This is a genomic window from Anabaena sp. FACHB-595, assembly GCF_048568275.1.
Classification (GTDB): Bacteria; Cyanobacteriota; Cyanobacteriia; order Cyanobacteriales; family Nostocaceae; genus Trichormus.
The window spans coordinates 39,407-61,355 of the sequence record NZ_CP183475.1 but is presented as its reverse complement, the minus strand read 5'-3'; the positions used below and the strand labels follow the sequence as shown (position 1 = coordinate 61,355).

Annotated in this window: 27 protein-coding genes; 3 read left to right on the top strand and 24 right to left on the bottom strand. The window is 39.0% G+C overall.

Going from position 1 to position 21,949, the window contains the following annotated elements:
* Window positions 1-187: 187 nt before the first annotated feature.
* Genes ACN222_RS29130 through ACN222_RS29120 form a run of 3 tightly spaced genes read right to left on the bottom strand, consistent with a single transcriptional unit; the run spans window position 188 to window position 2,233 of the window.
* On the bottom strand, window positions 188-1,243 hold the full coding sequence (locus ACN222_RS29130) for a type I restriction-modification system subunit M (protein ID WP_044520234.1): 1,056 nt from the start codon (window positions 1,241-1,243) through the stop codon (window positions 188-190).
* On the bottom strand, window positions 1,206-1,553 hold the full coding sequence (locus ACN222_RS29125; RefSeq protein WP_010993894.1) for a hypothetical protein: 348 nt from the start codon (window positions 1,551-1,553) through the stop codon (window positions 1,206-1,208). Before ACN222_RS29125 ends, ACN222_RS29130 begins: the two co-directional genes overlap by 38 nt.
* A complete protein-coding gene (locus ACN222_RS29120; RefSeq protein ID WP_010993893.1) occupies window positions 1,550-2,233 on the bottom strand; it encodes a hypothetical protein in 684 nt (227 codons plus the stop codon). The genes ACN222_RS29125 and ACN222_RS29120 overlap by 4 nt, the downstream gene beginning before the upstream one ends.
* Window positions 2,234-2,470: 237 nt before the next feature.
* Between ACN222_RS29120 and ACN222_RS29115 the strand changes: the two genes are divergently transcribed.
* Window positions 2,471-2,974, top strand: coding sequence for a helix-turn-helix domain-containing protein (locus ACN222_RS29115; RefSeq protein ID WP_096637320.1), 504 nt, complete (start codon window positions 2,471-2,473; stop codon window positions 2,972-2,974).
* Window positions 2,975-2,990: 16 nt separating this feature from the next.
* A complete protein-coding gene (locus ACN222_RS29110; RefSeq protein WP_010993891.1) occupies window positions 2,991-3,659 on the top strand; it encodes an IS630 family transposase in 669 nt (222 codons plus the stop codon).
* Here the strand turns inward: ACN222_RS29110 and ACN222_RS29105 are convergent.
* The 15 genes from ACN222_RS29105 to ACN222_RS29035 form a co-directional block, all read right to left on the bottom strand.
* Entirely contained in the window at window positions 3,646-4,845 is a 1,200-nt protein-coding gene (locus ACN222_RS29105) for an ISAzo13 family transposase (protein ID WP_084789056.1), read from the bottom strand. The two genes, ACN222_RS29110 and ACN222_RS29105, sit on opposite strands and share 14 nt — an antisense overlap.
* A gap of 141 nt (window positions 4,846-4,986) precedes the next feature.
* On the bottom strand, window positions 4,987-5,778 hold the full coding sequence (locus ACN222_RS29100; protein WP_010993889.1) for a ThiF family adenylyltransferase: 792 nt from the start codon (window positions 5,776-5,778) through the stop codon (window positions 4,987-4,989).
* Complete coding sequence (locus ACN222_RS29095; protein WP_010993888.1) at window positions 5,766-6,362, bottom strand: Mov34/MPN/PAD-1 family protein; 597 nt, start codon at window positions 6,360-6,362, stop codon at window positions 5,766-5,768. Before ACN222_RS29095 ends, ACN222_RS29100 begins: the two co-directional genes overlap by 13 nt.
* Before the next feature lie 2 nt (window positions 6,363-6,364).
* Window positions 6,365-7,087 carry a prokaryotic E2 ligase family D protein gene (locus tag ACN222_RS29090; RefSeq protein WP_010993887.1) on the bottom strand — a complete coding sequence of 241 codons (723 nt, stop codon included), beginning with the start codon at window positions 7,085-7,087 and terminating at the stop codon, window positions 6,365-6,367.
* Complete coding sequence (locus ACN222_RS29085; RefSeq protein ID WP_010993886.1) at window positions 7,084-7,812, bottom strand: hypothetical protein; 729 nt, start codon at window positions 7,810-7,812, stop codon at window positions 7,084-7,086. Before ACN222_RS29085 ends, ACN222_RS29090 begins: the two co-directional genes overlap by 4 nt.
* A 43-nt stretch (window positions 7,813-7,855) precedes the next feature.
* Window positions 7,856-8,278: a hypothetical protein gene (locus tag ACN222_RS29080; protein ID WP_010993885.1), complete on the bottom strand. Its 423-nt coding sequence runs from the start codon at window positions 8,276-8,278 to the stop codon at window positions 7,856-7,858.
* Window positions 8,279-8,283: 5 nt separating this feature from the next.
* On the bottom strand, window positions 8,284-8,766 hold the full coding sequence (locus ACN222_RS29075) for a hypothetical protein (RefSeq protein ID WP_010993884.1): 483 nt from the start codon (window positions 8,764-8,766) through the stop codon (window positions 8,284-8,286).
* Window positions 8,767-8,768: 2 nt separating this feature from the next.
* Window positions 8,769-9,767 (bottom strand): bifunctional DNA primase/polymerase, encoded by a 999-nt coding sequence (locus ACN222_RS29070; protein WP_190449698.1) that lies wholly within the window; start codon window positions 9,765-9,767, stop codon window positions 8,769-8,771.
* 67 nt (window positions 9,768-9,834) lie between these two features.
* On the bottom strand, window positions 9,835-10,059 hold the full coding sequence (locus tag ACN222_RS29065; RefSeq protein ID WP_010993882.1) for a hypothetical protein: 225 nt from the start codon (window positions 10,057-10,059) through the stop codon (window positions 9,835-9,837).
* A gap of 28 nt (window positions 10,060-10,087) precedes the next feature.
* Window positions 10,088-10,834, bottom strand: coding sequence for a hypothetical protein (locus ACN222_RS29060; protein ID WP_010993881.1), 747 nt, complete (start codon window positions 10,832-10,834; stop codon window positions 10,088-10,090).
* A 100-nt stretch (window positions 10,835-10,934) separates the two neighbouring features.
* Window positions 10,935-13,655: a DEAD/DEAH box helicase gene (locus ACN222_RS29055; protein ID WP_010993880.1), complete on the bottom strand. Its 2,721-nt coding sequence runs from the start codon at window positions 13,653-13,655 to the stop codon at window positions 10,935-10,937.
* Window positions 13,656-13,749: 94 nt separating this feature from the next.
* On the bottom strand, window positions 13,750-14,544 hold the full coding sequence (locus ACN222_RS29050; RefSeq protein WP_044520275.1) for a glycosyltransferase family 2 protein: 795 nt from the start codon (window positions 14,542-14,544) through the stop codon (window positions 13,750-13,752).
* A gap of 35 nt (window positions 14,545-14,579) precedes the next feature.
* Complete coding sequence (locus ACN222_RS29045) at window positions 14,580-15,059, bottom strand: hypothetical protein (protein ID WP_010993878.1); 480 nt, start codon at window positions 15,057-15,059, stop codon at window positions 14,580-14,582.
* 85 nt (window positions 15,060-15,144) lie between these two features.
* Window positions 15,145-15,885 (bottom strand): bifunctional 5,10-methylenetetrahydrofolate dehydrogenase/5,10-methenyltetrahydrofolate cyclohydrolase, encoded by a 741-nt coding sequence (locus ACN222_RS29040; protein WP_010993877.1) that lies wholly within the window; start codon window positions 15,883-15,885, stop codon window positions 15,145-15,147.
* A gap of 63 nt (window positions 15,886-15,948) precedes the next feature.
* Entirely contained in the window at window positions 15,949-16,191 is a 243-nt protein-coding gene (locus ACN222_RS29035; protein ID WP_010993876.1) for a hypothetical protein, read from the bottom strand.
* A gap of 35 nt (window positions 16,192-16,226) precedes the next feature.
* Here ACN222_RS29035 and ACN222_RS29030 point away from each other — a divergent pair, with 35 nt between their 5' ends.
* Window positions 16,227-16,640, top strand: coding sequence for a hypothetical protein (locus ACN222_RS29030; RefSeq protein ID WP_010993875.1), 414 nt, complete (start codon window positions 16,227-16,229; stop codon window positions 16,638-16,640).
* A gap of 76 nt (window positions 16,641-16,716) precedes the next feature.
* On the opposite strand, the gene ACN222_RS29025 is transcribed toward ACN222_RS29030, so the two are convergent.
* The 6 genes from ACN222_RS29025 to ACN222_RS29000 form a co-directional block, all read right to left on the bottom strand.
* Window positions 16,717-17,391, bottom strand: coding sequence for a hypothetical protein (locus tag ACN222_RS29025; protein WP_231865448.1), 675 nt, complete (start codon window positions 17,389-17,391; stop codon window positions 16,717-16,719).
* A gap of 158 nt (window positions 17,392-17,549) precedes the next feature.
* Entirely contained in the window at window positions 17,550-18,005 is a 456-nt protein-coding gene (locus ACN222_RS29020; RefSeq protein WP_010993873.1) for a hypothetical protein, read from the bottom strand.
* A 363-nt stretch (window positions 18,006-18,368) separates the two neighbouring features.
* The gene (locus tag ACN222_RS29015; RefSeq protein WP_010993872.1) at window positions 18,369-19,211 is read right to left on the bottom strand and encodes a hypothetical protein; all 843 of its coding nucleotides are present in this window, start codon (window positions 19,209-19,211) and stop codon (window positions 18,369-18,371) included.
* Window positions 19,212-19,239: 28 nt separating this feature from the next.
* Window positions 19,240-20,658: a DUF6884 domain-containing protein gene (locus ACN222_RS29010; RefSeq protein ID WP_010993871.1), complete on the bottom strand. Its 1,419-nt coding sequence runs from the start codon at window positions 20,656-20,658 to the stop codon at window positions 19,240-19,242.
* A 73-nt stretch (window positions 20,659-20,731) separates the two neighbouring features.
* Window positions 20,732-20,932: a hypothetical protein gene (locus ACN222_RS29005; RefSeq protein ID WP_010993870.1), complete on the bottom strand. Its 201-nt coding sequence runs from the start codon at window positions 20,930-20,932 to the stop codon at window positions 20,732-20,734.
* A 4-nt stretch (window positions 20,933-20,936) separates the two neighbouring features.
* Window positions 20,937-21,743 carry a hypothetical protein gene (locus tag ACN222_RS29000; protein ID WP_049942275.1) on the bottom strand — a complete coding sequence of 269 codons (807 nt, stop codon included), beginning with the start codon at window positions 21,741-21,743 and terminating at the stop codon, window positions 20,937-20,939.
* Window positions 21,744-21,949 lie beyond the last annotated feature (206 nt).

The window sequence follows — 21,949 nt, the reverse complement described above, 5'->3', positions numbered from 1 at the left end:
AGCATTTTATTACTAAGTTTGGTGATATTACTGACCTTCCAACCAGCAAGCTTGCACTTATTGAGTGCTACTTCTAACTCTTGCTGTGTAAGGATTTTGTATCTCATATATTGTCCCCATATAGGGAAAATATACGTGACATATTTAGTTTTATCAATTTGGCAGTATGCCATGCGCTTGTAGTACACTATGGTTTAATGAGTTTAATGATTCTGGTAGCTACATTCGTAGGGTTATTTGAACTCAAAAAGGCATCTTTATCTACCATTTCTACATAGCTATTATTGGCTTGTAGCCAGCCTTTGAAGGTTTTGTACTTACGATTGAAGAAAACTGATTCAGGTATAACTGAAACTAATACACCACCTGTTACGAGTAACTTCCAAGCCTGGTAGATATGTTGGACAAGTTCACAAAATGGAGGATTCATGATACAGGCATTGTATAAATGACTGGGGTTAAACTCCAGAAAGTTTTTCCCTACGAGATTAAATCCTTTGAGTTCTAGAATTTGTCGTAAATCGTAATTAATCTCAACCACCTCTAGTTGAACATTAGGGTAGGTATTAGTGATATACTCAGCAATATTTCCACTACCAGCACTAGGCTCTAAAATTTGCCAATTTGGTTTAATATCTGCCAGTTGAATAAGCCGTTGACAGACTAGTTTAGGAGTAGGGAAGAAATCTTCATCTTTCATGTCAATGATTTCTAACTCAAGCTTATTGAGTAGTTCCTTAGTAGTATCAATTGCTTCAGGTTTTACTACCTGTTGAATTTCTGTTATTGCGGATATGATTTCGCTTGGTGTATGTAATCCGGCGCGACTTAAAGACTTTACCCAGTCTTGGTAATATTCGCCTGCCAATTTTTCGTGGACTTTCTGAATTGTTTCTCCCATTTGGGAAATCCTAAATAGGGCTTCTACTTGCGATTTGTGAGATATACCGCGTAGTATTAATGGGATATTTCCTGTTTCCCACATTTGTGCGATCGCAAATAACCAAGACTGGATAATCTCAAGTTCAATTCCTTCTTGAATTATCCCTTGGACTATAGTTTTACGACGCTTTGTTACCCTTTGATTTCCAATTGCAGGATTTTTCTTTTGGTCGATTGTTGGCTGCATGGAAGCAGCTAAATTACGGAGGAATTCTGCTTTTTCTAAGTTAGGAATATTAAAAATATCTGCTATGGGTGAATTATCATCGTTGTAGGGTAGATTTAGTAGAGATAGTTGCATTGCTTGATTCCTTTAAATCTTTGACGGCGCATTCAAGAATTAGGGAGGTTGGAACATTCCAAGCTTTTACCTCCCATTCAGTAGCTAATCGTTCTGAGTGACGGATAACTGCACTACTACATTTGTTTTTTCTGACAAGCCAATCTCTAAACTTTTCGGCTTGTTCTTTGGTATCGAACCCGAAATAGCTGGTTTTTCTATTTCCCAAGGGGTCGGTAATAGTCGCTACCCGACGCGAGAGAATATTGAGCGTCCAACCACTGTTAGGAGTGAGTTCGATTTTCGTGATATTTAATTCTGTTGGATTCATATCTCAACTTCAGGAATTGCTGCTAAATATTCCATAGTTGATATTTCTTTTGCTAGCCATTTATCATGTGCTTCTTGAGGGGTCATTTTGTGGGTTAAAAGTTTTTTCTCCTTATCATCTTCTACAAAAGGCGCGAGTGTTTCTTCTAGCCGGGCTTTGAAATTCAAATGTTTATCTTCAGAATAAGTAAACTGGTAAATACTATCAGTGTTAACGAACAAGTAAACCAGGCTAATTTGCTCCAATGGGATTCCAGTTTGTTCGTATAGGAGAAATAACCTCAACTGGGTTTGCCATTTTCTCTCAAGAATTTCAAATTTAGGAGGTTTTTGAATTGTCCAGTCAAACCCAACTACTTGATTTTCACCGTAGATAATGAGATCGCACTCGCTGTAGAGAAGAATGTCGTGGTATAAATATTGAAGTTGGGCGTTCCATTGTTTGTTGCCAGGAATATTTAGAAAAGTTTTTACCTTATCGACCCAGTTATTAATTTGGGGGTATGCCTTCAATAAAGCTTCGACTGGTAGCCCTAACCCAATTTGTTGCATGAGTAGGTGAAACTGACCGCCAGCAACTTCAGATTCACTTTTGACAGTTAAATTTCGATAATTTATCGTTGATAAACATTCTGGATTTTGTTCGACTAGTTCAAGTGTTTTGTGATTAAATCGATTCATAAAAATATATCCCAAATTTAGTTTTTGGGATATATTTGCGTAAGCTATTTGTGGTAATTTGTTTGCAGAATATAGTATTTTTTGAGTTGGTCAATGCTTGTATATAAACTTCGGGTTGACATTGCTGTGAGGTCAAAATAACTAGTACAGGTCGGCGTAAATAAACAGACCATATTGGTGGGAGAATAAATAATCAAGTTAAAACCCGTTTTGGGTTACGGATCAAGGAATCAGGGTGTGGCTAGATTAACTCCTAAAATATTAAATTTAAGCGATGGCGAACGAGATCAACTCCAAAAGTTGATAAACAGACACAACACGCCGCAACAGATAGCACTACGAGCCAAAATAATTCTCATGGCATCAGAGGGTCAAAATCATCGTGAAATTGCCCGAAATTTAGATGTCAATCGGCAAACGGCGCGTTTATGGCGAAACCGATGGTTAGAAACTGAGGGGAAAGAATTATTAATTGAGCAAAGATTACAAGACTCTGAGCGTGTTGGCGCACGCCCAAAGTTTAGTATGGAACAAGTAATCGAGTTGTTTGCATTAGCTTGTTCTCCACCATCCGATTACGGAAGACCAATAAGTCATTGGACGGTAAGAGAACTAACGGACGAAATCATCAAACAAGGAATTATTGAAAGCATATCTATTCGCCATCTGGGAAGATTACTTGAAGAAGCAGAACTTAAACCCCACCAGAGCCGCTACTGGTTAACCCCCCCCTCAAGATGAAGAATTTGATGCAAAGGTGGAAGATATTACTGGTTTATACATCAGTGCAATCGAACGTCATATAAAGGGGGAACGGACAATATCGATTGATGAAATGACAGGTATTCAAGCTACTGAGCGATTAGAAAAAGACTTGCCAATGCGACCAGGCAAAGTCGAAAGAAGGGAATTTGAGTATATTCGTCACGGTACACAAAGCTTAATTGCCAGCTTCGATGTTGCCACAGGTCAAATTGTCGAGCCGACTTGTTCAGATACCAGAACAGAAATTGATTTTGCTCTTCATATTCGTCGAACAATTGAAACTGATACCCAGGCTAAAAAATGGCATCTCATTATGGACTGCTTGAACACTCATCAGTCTGAGTCTCTAGTTCGTTTAGTTGCAGAAAAAGAAGGTTTGAATCTTGACCTGGGTATAAAGGGAGAAAGTGGTATCCTTAAATCAATGAAATCCCGCACTACTTTTTTGAGTGACCCAGCACACCGAATTGTGTTTCATTACACACCCAAACATTCTTCGTGGCTCAATCAAATTGAGATTTGGTTCAGTATTTTGGTTCGCAAGTTACTCAGAAGAGCCAGTTTCCTCAGTCAAGATGATTTGAAAAATCGAATCCTCAAATTTATTGACTACTTTAGAGAACTCCACAAAAAAGATGATCCAATAGCTATGCTGGTTTAGCAAAAATTTCCACAAACCATTTTTTGAGATTGGGGAGGCGGTTAATCTGGGTTTCAATTTCTTCCATAGCTGAAGTTGTAAGTTTAACTCCTGTGGAGTAAACTTTTTCTACCAGTGTGACAACCGGATTTTTACCCTTAAATGTGAGAGTTTGGGCGAAATTCAGTACGGTCTCAACGGTGTCAAGTAAACTACCATTCCAATGCTGTTCTAACCAACCAAAGCAACGTTCTATTGGGTTGTATTTGCTATGATACGGCGGATAATAAGCAAGTTGTAACGTCAGTTGAGATGATGTGCTAAAATCTACAACCCGCTTCATAAACTGAGTGCGACGAGAATGATTTTCCGGTCCATTATCTTGATTAATTACCAGTTTTTGAATATGAGCAAATCGGTGTTTGACATTTTGCCACCAGCTTTCAAGCAAGTCAACAATACAATCAGCAGTTAATTTGGAAGAAACGAAAAATAAAAATAACTCGTTGTACTCAGGTATAAAAATGCCGTAGGGAATCAGAGTCATCTCGGTCGGAAAGTCGTGGTCTAATGAGGTAGTTGGGATTCGAGTTTTACCACCTCGGTCAAACTCTCCAATCTTGACTGCCACCTTCGCATCAATGGAGATCCGGAGAGTATGAGGGTCATTATCAGCTTCAGTATTAATTTGCTCGACTTGTTCAAAAATGGCTTCTGTTTCTGGAATCTTCTTGATAGGCTTGGTTTTCAGAACTCGTTTTAAGGTATAACCCAAATCATTCAATCGTCGTCGAATTGTCTCTGATGAAGGTAGTTCTTTGTCACTGTAACCAAATTGTTCAATTAGTTGACGACGTACAACACTTGCCGTCATGCGTGTATATAAGCGTGTACTCTTAAAACTGGGGTCAGTTTGAGTTTGTGGGTCTACTAACGATTTAATATCCTCCAACAAGTTTGGTAATTTTGTTTCCACCCGCTTACGTCCACTACGCTCAAAACCATCAATAAAAGGCTTGCCACTCTCCAACTCCTGCATCCCTTTACGGATAGTACGCCTATTCCATCCCAACTCGCGTTCTACTAAAGTCTGTCCACCAATTCCCAAACCTTTGACCACTTCTGCCATGAATTGTCGTCGGTCGCTTCCCTTGAGTTTTTTCGCTGTTTTGATGTAAAGAGATTTTAGGTTCTCTGTGAGTTGAATGATAGATTTTGGAGACATGAGGTAGGCTGCACACTGAAATTATCTTTCTCTGATCATAGGATCAATCATTCTGTGCAGTTCTCTTAATAAAACAATGGCTAAACCTTTTAAGTGGACATATAAGGGCAAAGTTTTGGCTATTTAATGGTCTGCTGATTTACGCCGAGGTGTACTAGCGAACTTTTTCAACCCCCCAGTGAGGGTTAATTCTAGTAGATACTGGGCTGTGATCGCACTCGTCATTTTATTGACGAATAGTGATTGATAATTCCGTGCTTGGATTTCTGCACATGAAAGATTGTTGTCGCTAAGTTCTTCTGGCTGAGGAAGTAGCAGTTCTGGGTGAACCAGCACCGGGGAGGGAAGATGCAACCAGAATTGAGGTTTGTCTGGGTTATTGGAAGCTTGGACTATATCAAAATTAGAGTGCGTTCCAATTACTACTTGTCCAGAGTAGTTGCTGTTTCCACAATCCAGCCAAAATAGAGATGCTGGCTCATTTGCACTGTTGATTTTGAGAACAGAGTGAATTTTGCTCCTGGCTGTGCTGTTATCTACACAGCCAATAATTACCGTTAGGGTATTCCACCAACTGGCTGTGCGAATCATGTCTTCTTCAAACCAGTCGCAAACGGCTGTAATCTCTATTCCATACTTGGCACTGCATCTTGCAGCCAGTGTTTCTGCCTTTGGTAGTCCAATTTCAGCTTGTTGATAATTTTGGCGGCTGATATTTTTGAGTTCGACAGTATCGCCATCAACGATCGCAAAGTTAATTTCTTTCCTAGTGCGCTGGAGTTGCAGAATAATTCGACATAAATCTTCTGCAAGAAACCCGCCTGTTCCTCCTACTCCCACTAAAACAAAGTTGATACGAGTATGATTGCGAGGTAAGACGGGTAAAGCTTGTTGGTAAGTAGTTAATTCAAGCATTTTACCTGTGGGGGCAGTTCAAATATTTGATTGGGGTTGATGTCGAAAAAGTGATTGTATATCCCGATGCGGGTATAAATTGTGGGAATGTTATTCAGCGTGCCAATGATTGCGAACACTCGAAATTTGCCTTTTTCTTCCTGATTGTCTGCACTTGAAGGATAAGCAGCTAGAGTTCCATGACTGTGCATTTCTACCAAGCCATCTGTATAGCTTTTATCAAGTGCGCTTTCTAAAGATAAGACGTGAGTAGAGGACGCAGTTTGCAGTGGTGTGTGACACCACCATTGGTCGTTTGTCACTCCCAAGTAGAATAGGATTTCCTGTTGGGGGTTGATACTAGCAGCATTGATAATCTCGGCGATCGCTTGGCAAGGAACTTTTGGGACTTTCAGACGGAAGTAGGGTTCAAGGGGTTGGAGTCCAGCAACTTGAGTTTGAGACAGTTGCAAGCAAACCTCTAACTCGCGACGATGCGATCGCAAGAAAAGCCCATTTGCTGCCAGCCAGTATTCCTGGAGTTTTTGACTGTAGGGAGGAAAGTTATTACTTGTAGCGAGGTGATAGCCGATAAAAGGATTCATTGTTAACTGAACAAATGATTGATAATGTCTTCTGGGGTTGTGACTTTCCAGCTATGAACGGGAACAAGGTCACTTGAAGGGTAGGATTTAGCTTTAGATTCGTGTAATTTGATTAGTTGATTGCAGATATTATCAGGATGAGTTTTTGACTTGCCTTGAGATAAGTCCTTGTTAAAAGGTGATTTCCAGAACAGATCCCAAACTTGGCTTATGGTTGCAGCACTGCACATACTGAGAGAATTTCCCCCAAAGCAAATGCTAGAATCTTCCCAAACGTTAGGTAGAGGGGGCTTGTACAGTTGTGCGTCTGGTTTAAATACCCTCCCTTTAACTGCCCACAGGTAATATCTACTACCGCATCCAGCAAATAGGAATGCAGGCATAGGGACAGTAATTACTTCAGTTTCCTGTCCCATAATTTGAATTTGATATTTTTGGGGAGAGTAAAACTGAATAATGGCCTCTCCCTCTGGATTTTTACCCCACCAAATTGTGTTGCTAGAAAGCCATCCAGATGCGGCAGTTTTACTTGTGAAGGCTTTCTCTACTGCTTCAGGAGACAAGAATTTGTATTTAGACTCTTTGCCTTCGCGTTCGACTAAAATAAACTGTCCTTTGAGGATAATTAACTGCCCTAGTAAATCATCTTGGGGAATATTGGCTAGCAGAATTTGGGAGATATTTTCTAAGTTAATTATTGGTAATATATTTGTATCTACATTCATGCTTTTGATGCTTGGTTCCAAATTTTTACTGCTGCTTTTCGAGCAGAAAGAGATGTTTCTAACAAATGGCTAACCTCATTTGATTTCTCCATCATCGAGACGGCTTCTTGCCACTTTTGAGCGAGAAATACGATATTCTCATAAGTCCAGTCCAGCCAATCGCTTGTTTCACACGTAATATCTAGCCAAATATTTTCAGTTGAGTAATCTATAATTTGTATGGCTATATCTAAATATTGCAGGGGATTTTTGTAACGACGACACAGCTTTACGAATTTCTCGAAGTAAATTTCTTCTGCTGGAGCAATGTAATCAGGAGTAAAACCAAAATTTAGTTTCCATTGGCTGATATTGTACCCTTGCCCCATCAATGACAGTAGGAACTTCTCCGAGTATACCAGTTCTTCAAAATCTTCATTCCACCACTCAAGTCTTTGTGGCGAAACTAGAATACTATCACGTTCAGAATTAAACTCGATTTCATCGATATATTCTACTGGGAATAGATTTTCATTCACTAGGTTAATAAATTCAATTTCTCTATCTAGGTAAGCACTTGATGGATGTGATTGTTTATTAATAGGAATAGTTGATTCTAACCATTTTTCTGGAAATAATTTTTGATACAGGCTTAAAATATTTACTTGTTCGGAAAGATTTTCTAGATAATTAATTGCTGTTATACAAGTAATGGGTATTTTGAATGAGTGGATGTTGCCAAGCATAATTAATCAGCCGCTACGAATTATAGCGGCCATAAATTTGTGATTAAACTACAGGATATTTACTCGTAATAGCAGGTTGCTGTTTAAGGCTTTGAGCAACTTTTTCGCTATAGGTTTCCCAAGATTGACCGAGCTTGATAGCTTTATCTATCTCAGGTTGTAAAGTAATTAAACTTTCGAGACTAATTTGACTGTTTATCTCTAAAAGCTTTATCTGCCATCCTAACTTTAGTGCAGGATTTATTTCTTCAAAACAGTTTTTCAATTCTCTAAATTTATTTCCCTTAGTACCTGCCTTTTTTACCAAACGAATTGAAACTGTATCATCAGTTGTTTGTCGTTCAATTTCGGCATTAGCATACTCTGGAAAGTAGACGCTAATCGCTGTTTTGAGTGTATTGTCATCCTGGGCGATCGCCTCATCAAGAGGAATTTCTTGCCCTTCGATAATAGCAATGTACTTCATGGTAATTAAAATAGTGACAGTTGGTTGTTAGGCGCAGGTTTTTTATCTTTATCTTCAGGTAGGTTACGCTTTTGTACTTGTCTGGATTGTTCTTGTTGATTCTGCTCTGTAGCCTGCTTTACCATCCTTTGTTTGCAGATATTTAACATTTGTGGAAGAGATTTTTCTAAATCATTTAGCCAGTTATTTATAATAGGCTGAGATTTAATCTCAGCTAGAGGAATTATCTTAATAATCGGAGGTGCATCTTGAATTCCAATTGAGATAATTGCTTTTTCAGAATTTGGTGTTAACTGAATTGTTATTATGGCGGTTTTGGTTAAAGTTATCCCGCTAGATGAATCTTGACTTGTAACTTCAGTATTTACTGATTCATCTAATGTTTCTTCTAAATTTAAATAGTCCTGAATATCAGGATTAAGATGTTTACTGCTATAGTTATCTTCAAAGCCAGTTACATTCTTGTCAGGTGATGTTTTATTACTCATGATTAAGAGAGATTGGCTAATCTAAATAAGGTGCGGATAGTAATACCTGTCTTTTTGAAAGACTGCCATTTGTAGGCGCATTCGCCTGGTTTGTACTTAGGAGAAAGTTGGCTCCAGGTGTCCCATGCTTTAAATAAAATGGGACTAACACTCTTGAGTGCCATCCCGACTTGAATCCACGAATGGTAATCATCTGCAAACCGAGGGTGGATAACTTCGAGTAGCACAAGTGCGGTTTGAATATTGGATTCTATTGAGGGAATTAAATGAGCGTACCTGTCTACCCCATATCTGCGGTTATATTTTTCTTTGAGTAGGTTAAACTTTCTTGTTTTCTCCTGTTTGGCAAGCATTTGGGCAATTACCCAATCGGGAGCTATTTCTATTTGGCGTTCAGATGGACTACAGCCGGGAAGCCATCTGTAATTTCTACCTTCTGGATGAAAGGACGGGGGAAGGATTGAAGCTAGGTTTTTGCCTCGAAATTCCAGGTGTTCGTCCTTTCCAGTTTTGATTTTGCGAGATTTTACTTCCCAAGCTTTTGATTTGGGAATGAGGTATAAGCGTTGGCTGCGATATTTCCTCCCAGAGGTAAATGCAATTGTGGGAGGAAGGTATTTTTGAGCGCGATCGTGTAACGACTCCATAGGAGTATCGCGTGTTTCGGCGGGTGTTAGCTGGTTAAGTTCTTTTGGTTCTAGGTGTTCGTTAATTTGGATGATGTGTTGCCAGGATGTTTCCCCATCGCAGTCAATAGCTACTAAGTACCCTTGAGGATGATTGAAACCGCAAACCAAGGCTACACCAGTGGGTGTGATAAGTCTGTTATTTGTCCAAAATTTTAATCGGCGGCGGACAAGTTCAGTTTGTAGTTCTTTGGGAGAGTAAGTATTTTTTTCCCATTCTTTTCCTAAAGGACGTTTACCAAAGGTAGGGACGATTCGCCATTCTTCGGGTAGGTTGTCAAGCGAAGATACCAAATGACGGATTTGGGCGTGCATGAATTCATGTGGCTAATTACTTCGATAATTCATGCACGAGTGCGTTAGTAACCGTAGTGGTTTGAGATTATGACTGTCGTGCTAATTGATGGCCAGCTTCAAGTAGCTTAACAAGTGTATTGTGGTCAAACGCTTTAATACCGGATACAAATTGTTGCCACTGCTGCCATTTCTCTTTTGAATAGGTGTGGTTAGGGTCAAAGTTGCAGACTTGACAGAATTTATAAAAATCAGCATTCCAGTGAAATGTACAAATACCTGTTATGAAATAGTTGATTTGTTGCTCGTCCATAATTAATATTTCAGATGGTGATTATGTTTTAAGCCAACCTTTGGTTAAGTGCATTTTCGACTTGATAAGTCCCAAGAGTACAGTTTGCATTGCAAGGAAAGGTAGGAAATTCAAGATAGTTATTCATGGTTTTTGTTACCTTGCACAGTACCATTATTCCCTCCCTCCCCTTCTTTTTTTGATTGTGATAGTAGCTGATAACCTCAAACTCATTATTGCCAGCCTCAAATCTACTTCCTCTATATTGAGAGATAGCCTTGTTCCAATCTGGTTGCCAGAGCATGAGTGTATCTATTGCCATTGCTCTCACAGTTGGGTTATCTAATTTTATTAGGATATCTGGTAAGTAATGACATTGTTTGGCAATTACTTCTCGTGCGTAATTTATCAGCCAATACTCAGCTTCTCTTAAAAGAGCTTTTGATTCAAGGTTTTGGCACACTTCATCGTAAACTTTAGACATTAAATATGCCCTTTGTTCAAAAACCATCCCATTAGTTCGCAGTGTTAAGTCTGATGGATAATTAATTATCAAATCGGCTAGTTCATCACTGATTTTGGGAAGAGGATATTTATTATATTGTTGAGTTTCAGGATGAGATATTTTCACCTGATACCCTAGATTTACAGCATGATTGATAATAAAATCAATATTGTTCGACTCGACAAAATCTCCTATTTGAAAATTTGTTTCTGTAAGTAAAAATGATGGTGCGTGAATAATTTGAAATTTTTTAGGGTTTGGATGTGAATCAGCTAATAGTTCGACGTACATCGCTTATTCTCAAAACTTTCATCAATCTTGTGCGTAAGCGATGTATGTGGTTGAATTGCTAAAAAAATAATCCTACCCAAGCTGGATAGGATTATCTTAACTATTGATTAATAGTTCTTGTCTCTATTGGATTGATTATTTCCTTTAGTAGAGATAACCCAACTGATTTAAACAGTGCTTCGTTATCATCAGGACAGCGTTGAATTGTTGTACAAGAAGAGCAGCCGTATTTACAAGGACAATTATCGACTAGGAACTTTGCCTTAATAAAGGCAGTCTCTAAATACTTGATGAGGGTATCACACATACCTGTACCATGTTCACAAGTATCAAAGAAATAGCCAACTATCTTAGTATTAGACGGCACTTCTACTAACATGAAATCTATATCTCGACTGTTTGCTCCATGTTCGACAAGTGGTAAACTGAGTATAAGGTGATGAGCGAGAGTATGAACGCAAATTTGGGTTTCATTGCTTTCAAATAGTTGTTTCTCCTCATTGGTAATATATTTCTGTTTATTAAGTATTTCTTTTCTGTGATTTTTGACCAAAACTGAAAAATATTTTCGTGCATCAGCGTTAATTTCAACCCTGACGCAGAATGTATTGTAGTTAAGAGCAAGTGATTCTTCGTATTTATTTTCCTCCAATAGTTCGACAAATTCTCGTTCAATCAGTTGGATTTTACAAGCAGGGCAAGTTTGTAAATGCCCAGTTAAATTTAAATTGAAGTTGCGACATCTGTTATTAGTGCAAGTCCATTTTTGTTCCAGCCTGTACAAGTTGTAGCCATAAATTTCTTCTTTGATTTTGGCTGAAACAGGTGTAAATCTAGCAGCCCCTTGGGGAAGATTGATAATTTTGGCTTCCCCAACAATTTTAATTTCCTCGAAATTTAGACTTCCTTCAGGACGACTAAATAAATTGGTTGCCTCTATTGGCTTGAGAATTGCTTTCCCTTCGGTTAAATTTAGCTCTTGTGATTTATACTGTACGGGATTGCCATCAAAATCTTGAGCAAGATATATGGCACCAGGGTAAACTTCTCTTAGTGCAGAAGATGCCGAACTTTCCTCAAACTCTTCTGCGCTATCTTGATTAATATAACTGATGTTTTGATTGGTGTTGCCTCTAACTTTAATTTTTGAATGGACATAACCGAGATTTCGATTAGTTGTCAGTCTTTGATTGTAGCTGAAGATCAGTTGATTATTACCGATTAACTGTCGGGCGATCGCATTACCAGAACTACCAAAATGTCGGGCAATTTGAGCCTGTGTCGGTTTACTTTCCTTGCAACAAGCGAGAATATGCTGCTCTAAAGTTGTTTCATAATTGTGGTTAAAGTTGATAATTTCTGGAGGATCAGATAAAAGGCGTTCTGGGTAATTGGCGTAGTAAGAATCCATAATCGACCTTTTCGACGGAATAAACACCAATAGTCCTGCTTCCTGCCTCCCCGCACGTCCTGCCCTCTGGCGAAAGGCAAGAATTGAGCCGGGGTAACTATGTACGATAGTTGCATCAATACACCCAATATCTAGACCCGCTTCCAAAGCACTTGTAGATATAATGAACTTGACCTTCCCGCTTTGTATATCTGCAATAATTTTGTTACGCTGATTTGCCTTCATGCTCCCATAAAATGCTGAGATGCTTTCTCCCAGATGGGGCAGTTGCATCTCGATTAAAGCTTTACGGATGGCATTAGTTAAAACCTTAACTAGTTCTCTACTATCGCAGAAACAAATCCCGACGATGCCTTTACTTACGAGCATAGCTGCGAATTGGGCAGTTTGGTAAAATGTATTGTTCCGTGGTTTGAGGCTAATAAAAGTAATCTCCGAGCGTTTTGCCCCACTTTGGTCAATAATAGCAAGATTACTTTGTTCTTCTCGATTAGATATCTTCTGGGCAATTTCACTGCTGTTACTAATTGTTGCAGAAGCGAAGATGTACTGTAATTTGGAAATATCATTGCCGACAGATTCTATCATAAGTTGAGTTCGCCGATTAAGTAGTGCAAAATGCGAACCAAATATGCCTTGATAAAAGTGCATTTCGTCACAGACAATGATTGAAAGTTTTCTGATTGTTTCTCTAAATCCCCAATTTGAATCGAATTGGTAGTTGTTTAGCTCGTGGTTCCATACATCAGGAGTCACGCATAAAATTGAGGGTTGATTGCTGTAAAGTAGTTTGCGCTCTTGTGGAGGAATATCTCCATTAATATTGAGAATTTGGGGGCGAATATTTTCATCTAAGTGGCTAACAAAGGAACGTATTTTCTCTACCTGGTCAAATGCAAGTGCTTTCAAGTTAAAGAATACTAAAGCTGATTTACCCTTTAGACACTCGTGAATGATTGGAATGAGAAAAGAGATACTTTTACCACTGCTAGTAGGAGTTTGGAGAATTATATCTTTTCCTTTTTTGTAAGCTTGCCATGCCTCCACTTGATGAGAGTATAGTTGGGTGATTCCTGACTTACTTAAAGCCAGTTTAACTAGAGGGTGAATATCATCTGGGATGGGATAAAGTTTAGCTTCTTGAGCAGGAATTACTTCGCAGCTTTGTAATTTTCCCGATCCATCAAGTATAGCAGCTATCTCTTGGTAGAGAATGCTTTTACCTGTTGGTGCTTGGTTTAGAGGTAATAAATTACCACTATTTACCTCATGCTCCCAGTCGAAAATAATTTGATTTAAACTGCCTTTTTTAAAGTAAAGGTTTTTCTCAATGATGGCGGCGATATGTATAACACCATGTTCTTTGGAATAAACCTGCTTGTTTGCTTCTAACCATTCAGGCTGGTTCATAAAAAGATACCTACTTGCTGTTTTAGCAGGTAGGCGTTAGTCCAAAGTAGTGGTTTTGGTTATTGCTATACTATTGATGCTCTGTTTTATATTGTCAGAACGCAAATGCTTTTGGCGTTGATGAAATTTGTGCTTTAGTACTATAACTATCTACAAGCTGTTCTAAGCGTTCAACAATACTGCCTTTAAGGATGGAATAGTTAGCTTGATTAGTGACAATTAGCGATAGCTCAGTTGCCCACTGCTCGTAATTAGAACTACCAATAATACCAATAGACGACTGGATATAGTTAACAAGAATGCTGTCATTGAAACCAAAGCCACTTTCACCCCAGATGCAAGCAGATTGCAGCAAATACTCGTAGTCTGCGAATACTTGAAACTGGGGGTGCCATCTAGGAGCATTGCTCCGGTAGTGGACGAAACCATTGCTGTCGAATATCTCTTGTTGCCATAGAAGCTGCTGTAGCGAGCAGCAATTGCTAGGAGAAACAAAAGGCTTTCCTTGGCGAACAACACTACCATTGCGGATGACATCGCGGCGGCGCTGCTGTCTTGCTATGCTATATCGAATATTGGAATGTTGTTTAAAGTACTGCCGCATTGAGGCAACAAATTCAGGAGCTATACTGTTGTCATCGTCCAGGTATGAAACAATGTCACCACCAGCTGCATCTAGTCCCAAGTTACGGGCGTAGCACAAGCCAAAGCCACTGCAAGGGTCAGGGTGTTCCATTTCAATGTAATTGATGGGGAAATCAGCTTTTGCCCTAATGCTGGTGATAATATCTCTGGTCTCAGTATTAGCACCATCATTGATGACGATCCATTCAAAATCGCGGTCAGTTTGACTTTGAATGCTTGGCAGTGCAGTAGATGCAAGCTGCATAGGTCTATTGTATGTTGCAGTGATGATTGATAATTTCAAAGCTCCATACCTCTATCATTTGATTGCGTTGTTGTTGAATCGATCGCAGCTTGAATTTGTTGCCATCTTGTTACATCCTCGTTTGTTATACCTCTAGCGGTTTCAATTTGATTACTTGCAAGAGATAGCCGAATTAACGTTAGCTTTTCATTGGTTCTGGCAACAATCAAACTTTGCGTGGTGCTATTGAAGCGGATCTGGTAGTTACTGCCTTCCAAGACAAATAGGTTTTCTCTCTCTGTGCGAATGGATTGAGGATAGGCAGTTGCTTGCTGTGCGAAGAACACTCTAGCTATGGGGGCAATTATAGTAGCGCGTTGCATTTGTTCTTGCTGTAATTGCTGGTAGTTCCATTTCCCAAGTTCTACGCCCAAATCCATTTTTACCAAACGTTCTGCTAAAATTGCCATTTCTATCGGGCCAACACCTCCAGGGACGGGCGTAATGTTCTGGGGGATGCTGTAATACCAATTCACGAAAATATTGATACAAATTAATGGTTTTTAATTCTTTCCCTCTGCTCTCTGCCCCCTGCCCCCCTGCGACTTACTTGTATCAAACTTAAAGTGAAACGGTATAAGCACTGCGATCTACATCCCCAGCAGCACCAGAAGCAGTAGGTGTAAAGCCACCATCGACAATCAAGCGATGAGACGGGAGTACATAAGGAGTGAAAATTCCTTGTCTTCCGGTGACTGATACCACAATGTCAGCTGCTTGAGTTCTACTCAAGTCATCACCGTCTTCCAAACAGAAACAGCTGATTCTACTGGCTTCTAAATATTTGATGACACCATTACCTACAAAACCACCTCCGCCGACAACTGCAACATTGGAATCCCTTTGTGCGTAGGATTCAACAATTCTGGCGATTCCTTCAGCAGTAGCACAACTTTCAAAGAAATTGTTACTTTGTCTGCGGACGATATCTATATCTTTTTGTGGTTCTAATAGCTGAATTGAACTTGTAAACTTAGCTGGAATTGGGTATTGAACAATAGCAGCAGTCACCTTGCTATTTTCATTAATGGATTGGATAATGTTGTCAAATTGCTCTACTGCAATATTGGCTGACAGCGCAATATAATTGGGAGTAATGCCAATAGCGTTGAATGTTGCTACTTTTTGTTCTGCTGATATTCTGGCTGCTTCGTATCTAGCTCTTAGTCCGTTGCTGGCATTTTCTGAAGCCTCAAATCTGATGATTGCTACTTCTTTTTGAGATGCTTGAAAAATAGATTTGTATTTTTGACATTCTTGCTTTACGTGTTCTCGTATTAATTGTCCGTCTATGAGTGTCATTTAATATGGAGTTAAATTTGATGGAGAAAATTGTCTGGTACAAACAATTTTCTGAATTCCTAATTAGAATTCATTGGAACTAGGGCGTTTAGTGATTTCACCAACTTCTTTACCGTTGCAGGAAACCCAGTTGGTGACGTAGCGTTCAGTGTCATGGAAGCCACTAAATTCAATATTGTTACCAGAACACTTATTTTTGAACCATTGTTCTGCTTCTTGTTCTGTATTGAATGTTCTAGCGGCAACTTCTTCTATTGGAAGATTCCAGTTTGTATTGCCATATAAATCGCAAACATAATGTGTCATATTTGTTACTCCTTTAACAATATCTAAAAACCACTATGACAATTTTAAATCAACAACAGCAGGCTGAATTCATCATCCAGCAAGCTTGCAAGGAAAATTTTACTGATAGTGAGAAAGCTATTTATGATGACTTTATTGTGGAAGCGGGGGTAAAAGACCCAGCCAAAATGAGTGAGGCTACTGCTGATATGTTGATTAGATATCTTGATGGCTGCGATGCATCTAACGAGTTTGTTGCTAATGTAGTGAATCGCCTCGCGCAAGTTGCCCCTGTTCATATCATGACCAGGATTCTTCTCAGCGATAATGATGGTGATGGTGTGCCTTTATACCAAGAACTCCAACTTGGTACAAAGGCTACTGTATTTAATACTCCGTCAGAAATAGCTGCTGCACAACAAAAGCAATATCAGTTTTTTCCGATTCGGAACAGCGATATGGAATTGTAAGTTTAACCCACCAATAAATTTTTTACAGCGATCGCAATACTCCCAGCCCAAATAATCAGGCGATTCCCCTGTAAGTTTAACTTTGGAAAATTACCCCAGTGTCCTGATCTTCATCCCAAAACCACCAACCTTGGGATAGTTCAGAAAGAACGCGCATTAGTGCTAACTGTTGCTGTGTGATTTCCCCACCGCCGTAGTTGACGTTGCTAGTGCCATCCCATGATTTAAGAATTGATGCTAAATTGTATCCATTGCCCATAATCCAACTGGCATAGAAGCAGTCTTTGGATATTTCTTCCATGATGGCTAGCAGTTCAAGGGCGGCATCAGGATTGGGTGATTTTAGGGCTTCAAGTGCAAGGCGGAGGTTTTCTTCCCTGTCTGCAAGAAACTCCGAAAAAGCTGCTCTATTTGATGGTAAATTCTCCTTTTCAAGTGTAATTAATTTTCCATTTACAATCTTGACTGGAGTTATATTTGAATAGTCAGTTTGGTCATCTTCACTTGCCTTTGCTTTTATAGCTAAAGGATGCCAATGGATGCGTTCAATTTTATTGGTCTGAGGATTTGTCCATGTCCAGAATAGTTTGTGAGATGCAGCACCCTTAACTGTCAGATAAGTTCTTTTATGTCGAATGGGATAGTCTACACCTTCTTCTTTTTTGGCTTGCAAAAAGGCTTCTATTGATAGATATTCTTCATTAATGTATGCCATTTTACGTGGTGCTGTCGCATATGTATAACCCGACATGCTGCTGCTATCACCATCTTTCAAGACTACCAAATTCCATTTGTCGTTTATTGGATTCTGTATCCAAAACTCAACTGATATTGTCTGTACAAACTGATCTAGAATTTGGACTACACAAGGATAGTAAAGTGTGAGTTGTTGGTTGCTATTAGTCATTACTATTCCATCCATTCGATTGGGGATATGGTTTCCTTTTTGGCGGGAAGTATTTTGACTTCGTAGCCATAAAGAATTAATTCATACAGAGTTTCTAATAGTTGCTTGGGTGATATATTGTCCCATTGCTTGCACTCTAAGATATGTTTCAATACCTGCTCTGGAGCATTAACCACCCAAAGACTATGAATTTTTTTGTTCCTAAATCCCGCACATAATTGAACAATTGGTTGTAGTTCAACTGTTGTTTTTGGTATGTGAATAATTGCTGAACTTATAGGGATTGTTGGTTTTACTTCTAGATTTTTGGGTGGTAAAAAATCGGGGTCACTGTACCACTGTCCGTCGATTTGGTATGCAATCATTAGGTATGGCAATGCTTTAATCGCATTTATAGTTCCCCATCTAGCAGTTTGTCCTGCATGAAACCAGATATAAGAGCCGTTGTGTATTATCATGTGCAAGTTTTATAATTTTGACTTGAGGCTTTGCTTGTTCAGCTAATTGATAGCTTCGTCTGTGGTAGAAAGTTTAGTTACTTTTTCTACTGAACAATGATTTCGTATTTGTATGGATACGTAGTTTCAAATTGCAAATATTATTCATTGCAGTAAACTTTATACTCAGGTACAACACTTTAGATATTAGTGATTATTTCCTGAATCACTCATAATCAATGTCTACCTTGCTGATGTGTGTAACAATTGTGGTAATTAATCTACTATCAATTTGATGTACTTTTTAAAACTAAATGCTTGTTGTAAAATAAAAAGTGCGCCTTTTTAATTGATGGCGCACTTTTATTAAAAATAAATTGATAGTTAAACGTGGTGAAGGATAATATTTATTGCGTCTTGAGTGCTGATTTTATATTGTGTAGCAAGTTTATTCATGTTGGCTTCACCATTTGCATGCTCTTTAATGATTGCTCGAACAATGTTTGGTGAAACATTAATCTCACTATTGGTAACAACTGGTTTAGGTAAAGTTGGAGAAATAAAGAATTCTCTTCTTCTTAATAAATGTATTTGACGATAATGTTCTTTTCTGGGTATCCATAAACAATTTTCGGGGGCAAAATCACTCTCTTGATCAATACGAGATATAACTGTTCCTTCGGGTGCTAATCCCATATCTTTTAGAAATTGGGTAAAATTATCACGCCAGGATGCATCAACTTCAATTCCACACCCGCCATGATATTTGTACTGATGGTGGTTCTTGTTATAGCAGATACGCTTGATGTGTAACCAGGAGTTATACTCGTGGCTTTTGCAGTGACCGTGGATAGTTTTATCGGTCTTGAGGCTGTCGCGTTGCAAACAGCCGCAACTTTGCGTAAGACCTCTTTTTAAGCTATTTTTACTAACATATTTTTGGATTCCGCATCTGCATAAGGTAAGGAGGAGTAGTTCACCCCTTTTCCCCTTAACTTCTACATCAGATATTACTGTTAGTCTCCCAAAATTTGCACCAACTGGGATAGATTCTTTTCTTTTCTTACAACCGCAGTTAGTTGAGCGACCATTGGTGAGAGTGTGACTATAGACAAGTTTTTGAATTCCACAATCACACTTACACAATACTTGCTTTCCTTGTTTTTCTAATACAGTCCAACTACCGAATTTTCCACTTATATTAATTACTCGCTTTGTAGTCTCCATAAATCATTTTGGTGTTATTACTGCTGGGTTAAATATTTAAAACAAGCTGTTTTTCTTGCTCCAGTTCCTTCTTTATCCAAGCAAGTTGCTGTCCAATCGCTAGGTGCTGCATAGGTACTTTTATCTCGTATCCCTTCGCTTGTAAAATGGGTGTTACCTCCTGTCTGTAAAGCTTGCCCGTCAAGAACACAAACTCTATTTCCAAAGATGCAACTTGTATGAGGTTTTCTGCTACTTGTTGCGCCCATAGTATACGTTCCTGATGAGATAAGGAATAGGGGGATTTATCGTAGGGCTTGATGATTGTTTCTGGGTTAAGAACTTGATGTAAAGGTGACAGGATATACCATCTTGATTCTTTTTCTTCTACGTAGCGACGGCCAGCTTGAAAGTGCTGCGAACAATATAAGTCTTTGGCGGCAGCAGAGTAGGGAAGCTGCTTGCCACATCCAGCAACCAGGTAGATTTTTTCCTTGGGAGTGAACTTTCTGTAAGTGCCGATCGCCAGATTGAGGTTGTGGACGATTCTTCCCATAGTATGCGTCCGTCCTTTGTTTGTTAGCCGAGGGTCAATCCTATGTCGGTTGAGAACCCTGCAAACATGACAGTTGCACTTTGGCGTGCAGTAAGCTGGCATCCGAATTAATTTTTCCTCGTGGCTGACGAACATCCCACCGCCTAGTCCTTCTCGGATAAAAGTTGAACCATCAAAGGATAATCCCATCTGAGTAAAAGCTTTGGCATACTGAGGCGAACATAGTCCAAAAACGTGTAGATGAACATTTGGCTCGTGCGATACTCCTGCGGAGTCGCTGTGCGATCGCGAAACGCCCGCCTTGTCCTGTCGGACACGCTTCGCGAACGGCGATACTCGTTCCGAGTCACTTCGTGAACGCACAACCTCAGTGATTGTTTTGATAATGTGCAAGTTAGTTGAATACTCCCTCGCCTGGGGAACAAGGCCACCGATACCGAGATGGCGGTATCCCAGCCCCAGAAGATATTTTGCTACTTCGAGGCGTTCACTAAGAGACTGCCCGTGGATGACTGCTAGGGGGATTCTATTGGGAAGATAAGTTTTAGCAAGTTGGATAAATGTTTTTGCTTGTTGAAGGTTATATTCTTGCCGTTCTCTAATATTTTCCCCTACAAGTAAATGGTCAGGACAAACAATAATATCGCCAACTTTTGAACGTTCTCGATATCTATGAATAGACCAGTGGGCATCAACATATTTACCGTTGAGAGTAGGAATATCTTGGTCGCGGTAGTTAAACGACCCACAGTCATGAATAATCAGACTATCTGGAACAATTTCTGCTTTTGTAGCGAGTGAGTATAGCCAGCCCGCAGGCTGATACTCAAGCAACTGCCAAATCGGGATTTTTTCACCCTTGCTTCTGACAAAATCGCTCTTACCTAGTACTGGATAGAAACCTACTTTCATAGTATTTAAACAAGCAAATTTTGAATTTTATTTGTTAAGTTAACCCTCTGCTTGGAGAGGGCTAATTGTTCGATTACTGCTTATATTTATTTGCAATACTTAGAAGATACTGCCGCCAACGGTTAGAGACTTTAGCAGCAAGAGTGCTAATATCACTTGCTGCAATTTCTTCTGCTTCAGTTTCAAAAGCATCATCAAAGTGGATCTTAGCGTGATACTCCATGCCCTCAAAGTAAATATTGAAACTAGGGTTAAGTTGAAAATCTTGAATCATATTCTTATCCTTCTTGGGGAAGATATAAACACCTATTGTGTTCTGCTAGTTTATTTATTTTATAATTATCAAGAATCATTTTCTTAAATTCTTCCCTTGTTGCTCGCAAGTTGCGGAATATTTTGTTTGTGGGATAGAAGAATACTGATTGTTGGCGGCTGTAAAACCAGACTAGTTGATTGATACGATAGGTGTCATTGCTATCAAGCAGAACATAACTAATTTGTTGGTAAAAATTTTGTAGAGAGAAGGGACGCTTCTTGGCAGTTGTTCGTACATCAATAAGAGTATTTCCAGCGATTATCTGGCAATCAGCACCTCCAAGATATTCACTTAAAGGGTACGAAGCATTGCAGGTGATATTTCCATTCACTTGATTAGCTACAGTTTGCCAAGTACGGGGTAAAATACCGATAATTTGAGATGTATCTTGAATACTAGGAAGCCATTTTTTGAAGTATTCTGGTTCAAGTTGAAGGGTTTTTTCTCCTTGTAGAAAAGGTTGAATAATTTCATGAACGTTACGGCTACGCGCATAATTTTCTAATGCACCCAGCAGCATACACTTTAGAGCTTCTTCTTCAAGGGAAGTTGAATTTGTAATGCAGTAATCAAAAGCATATTCTATTTTTAGGGCTTTGGCTCCAACCTGAGCAAGGCAATTAGTAAACCATGTTTTATCTTCATAGATGCTTCCTAAATATTTAGCAAGTGCTTTGGCGATCGCATTTCCTACCAATGGAAAATCTACACCATCAACTGCTCTGATAATTTCTTGATTTTCTAATAGTTGATTATGGCTAGTAATCATTTTAATAACTGTCTGGTTTAGTCTAGAGTCAAACCATGCCCTTATAGGTGAATTTCTATTTTTTAATTCAGATGTTAAGCTCACTTTTTGATTTTTCGCTTGAAATACTACATTGAGTATCTGCGTGAGCTTTGCGTAGTAATTTTCCCTTATATAGTGTTATTTAAAACAATAAACTAATCATTAAAATAAATGAAAAGCTTGTT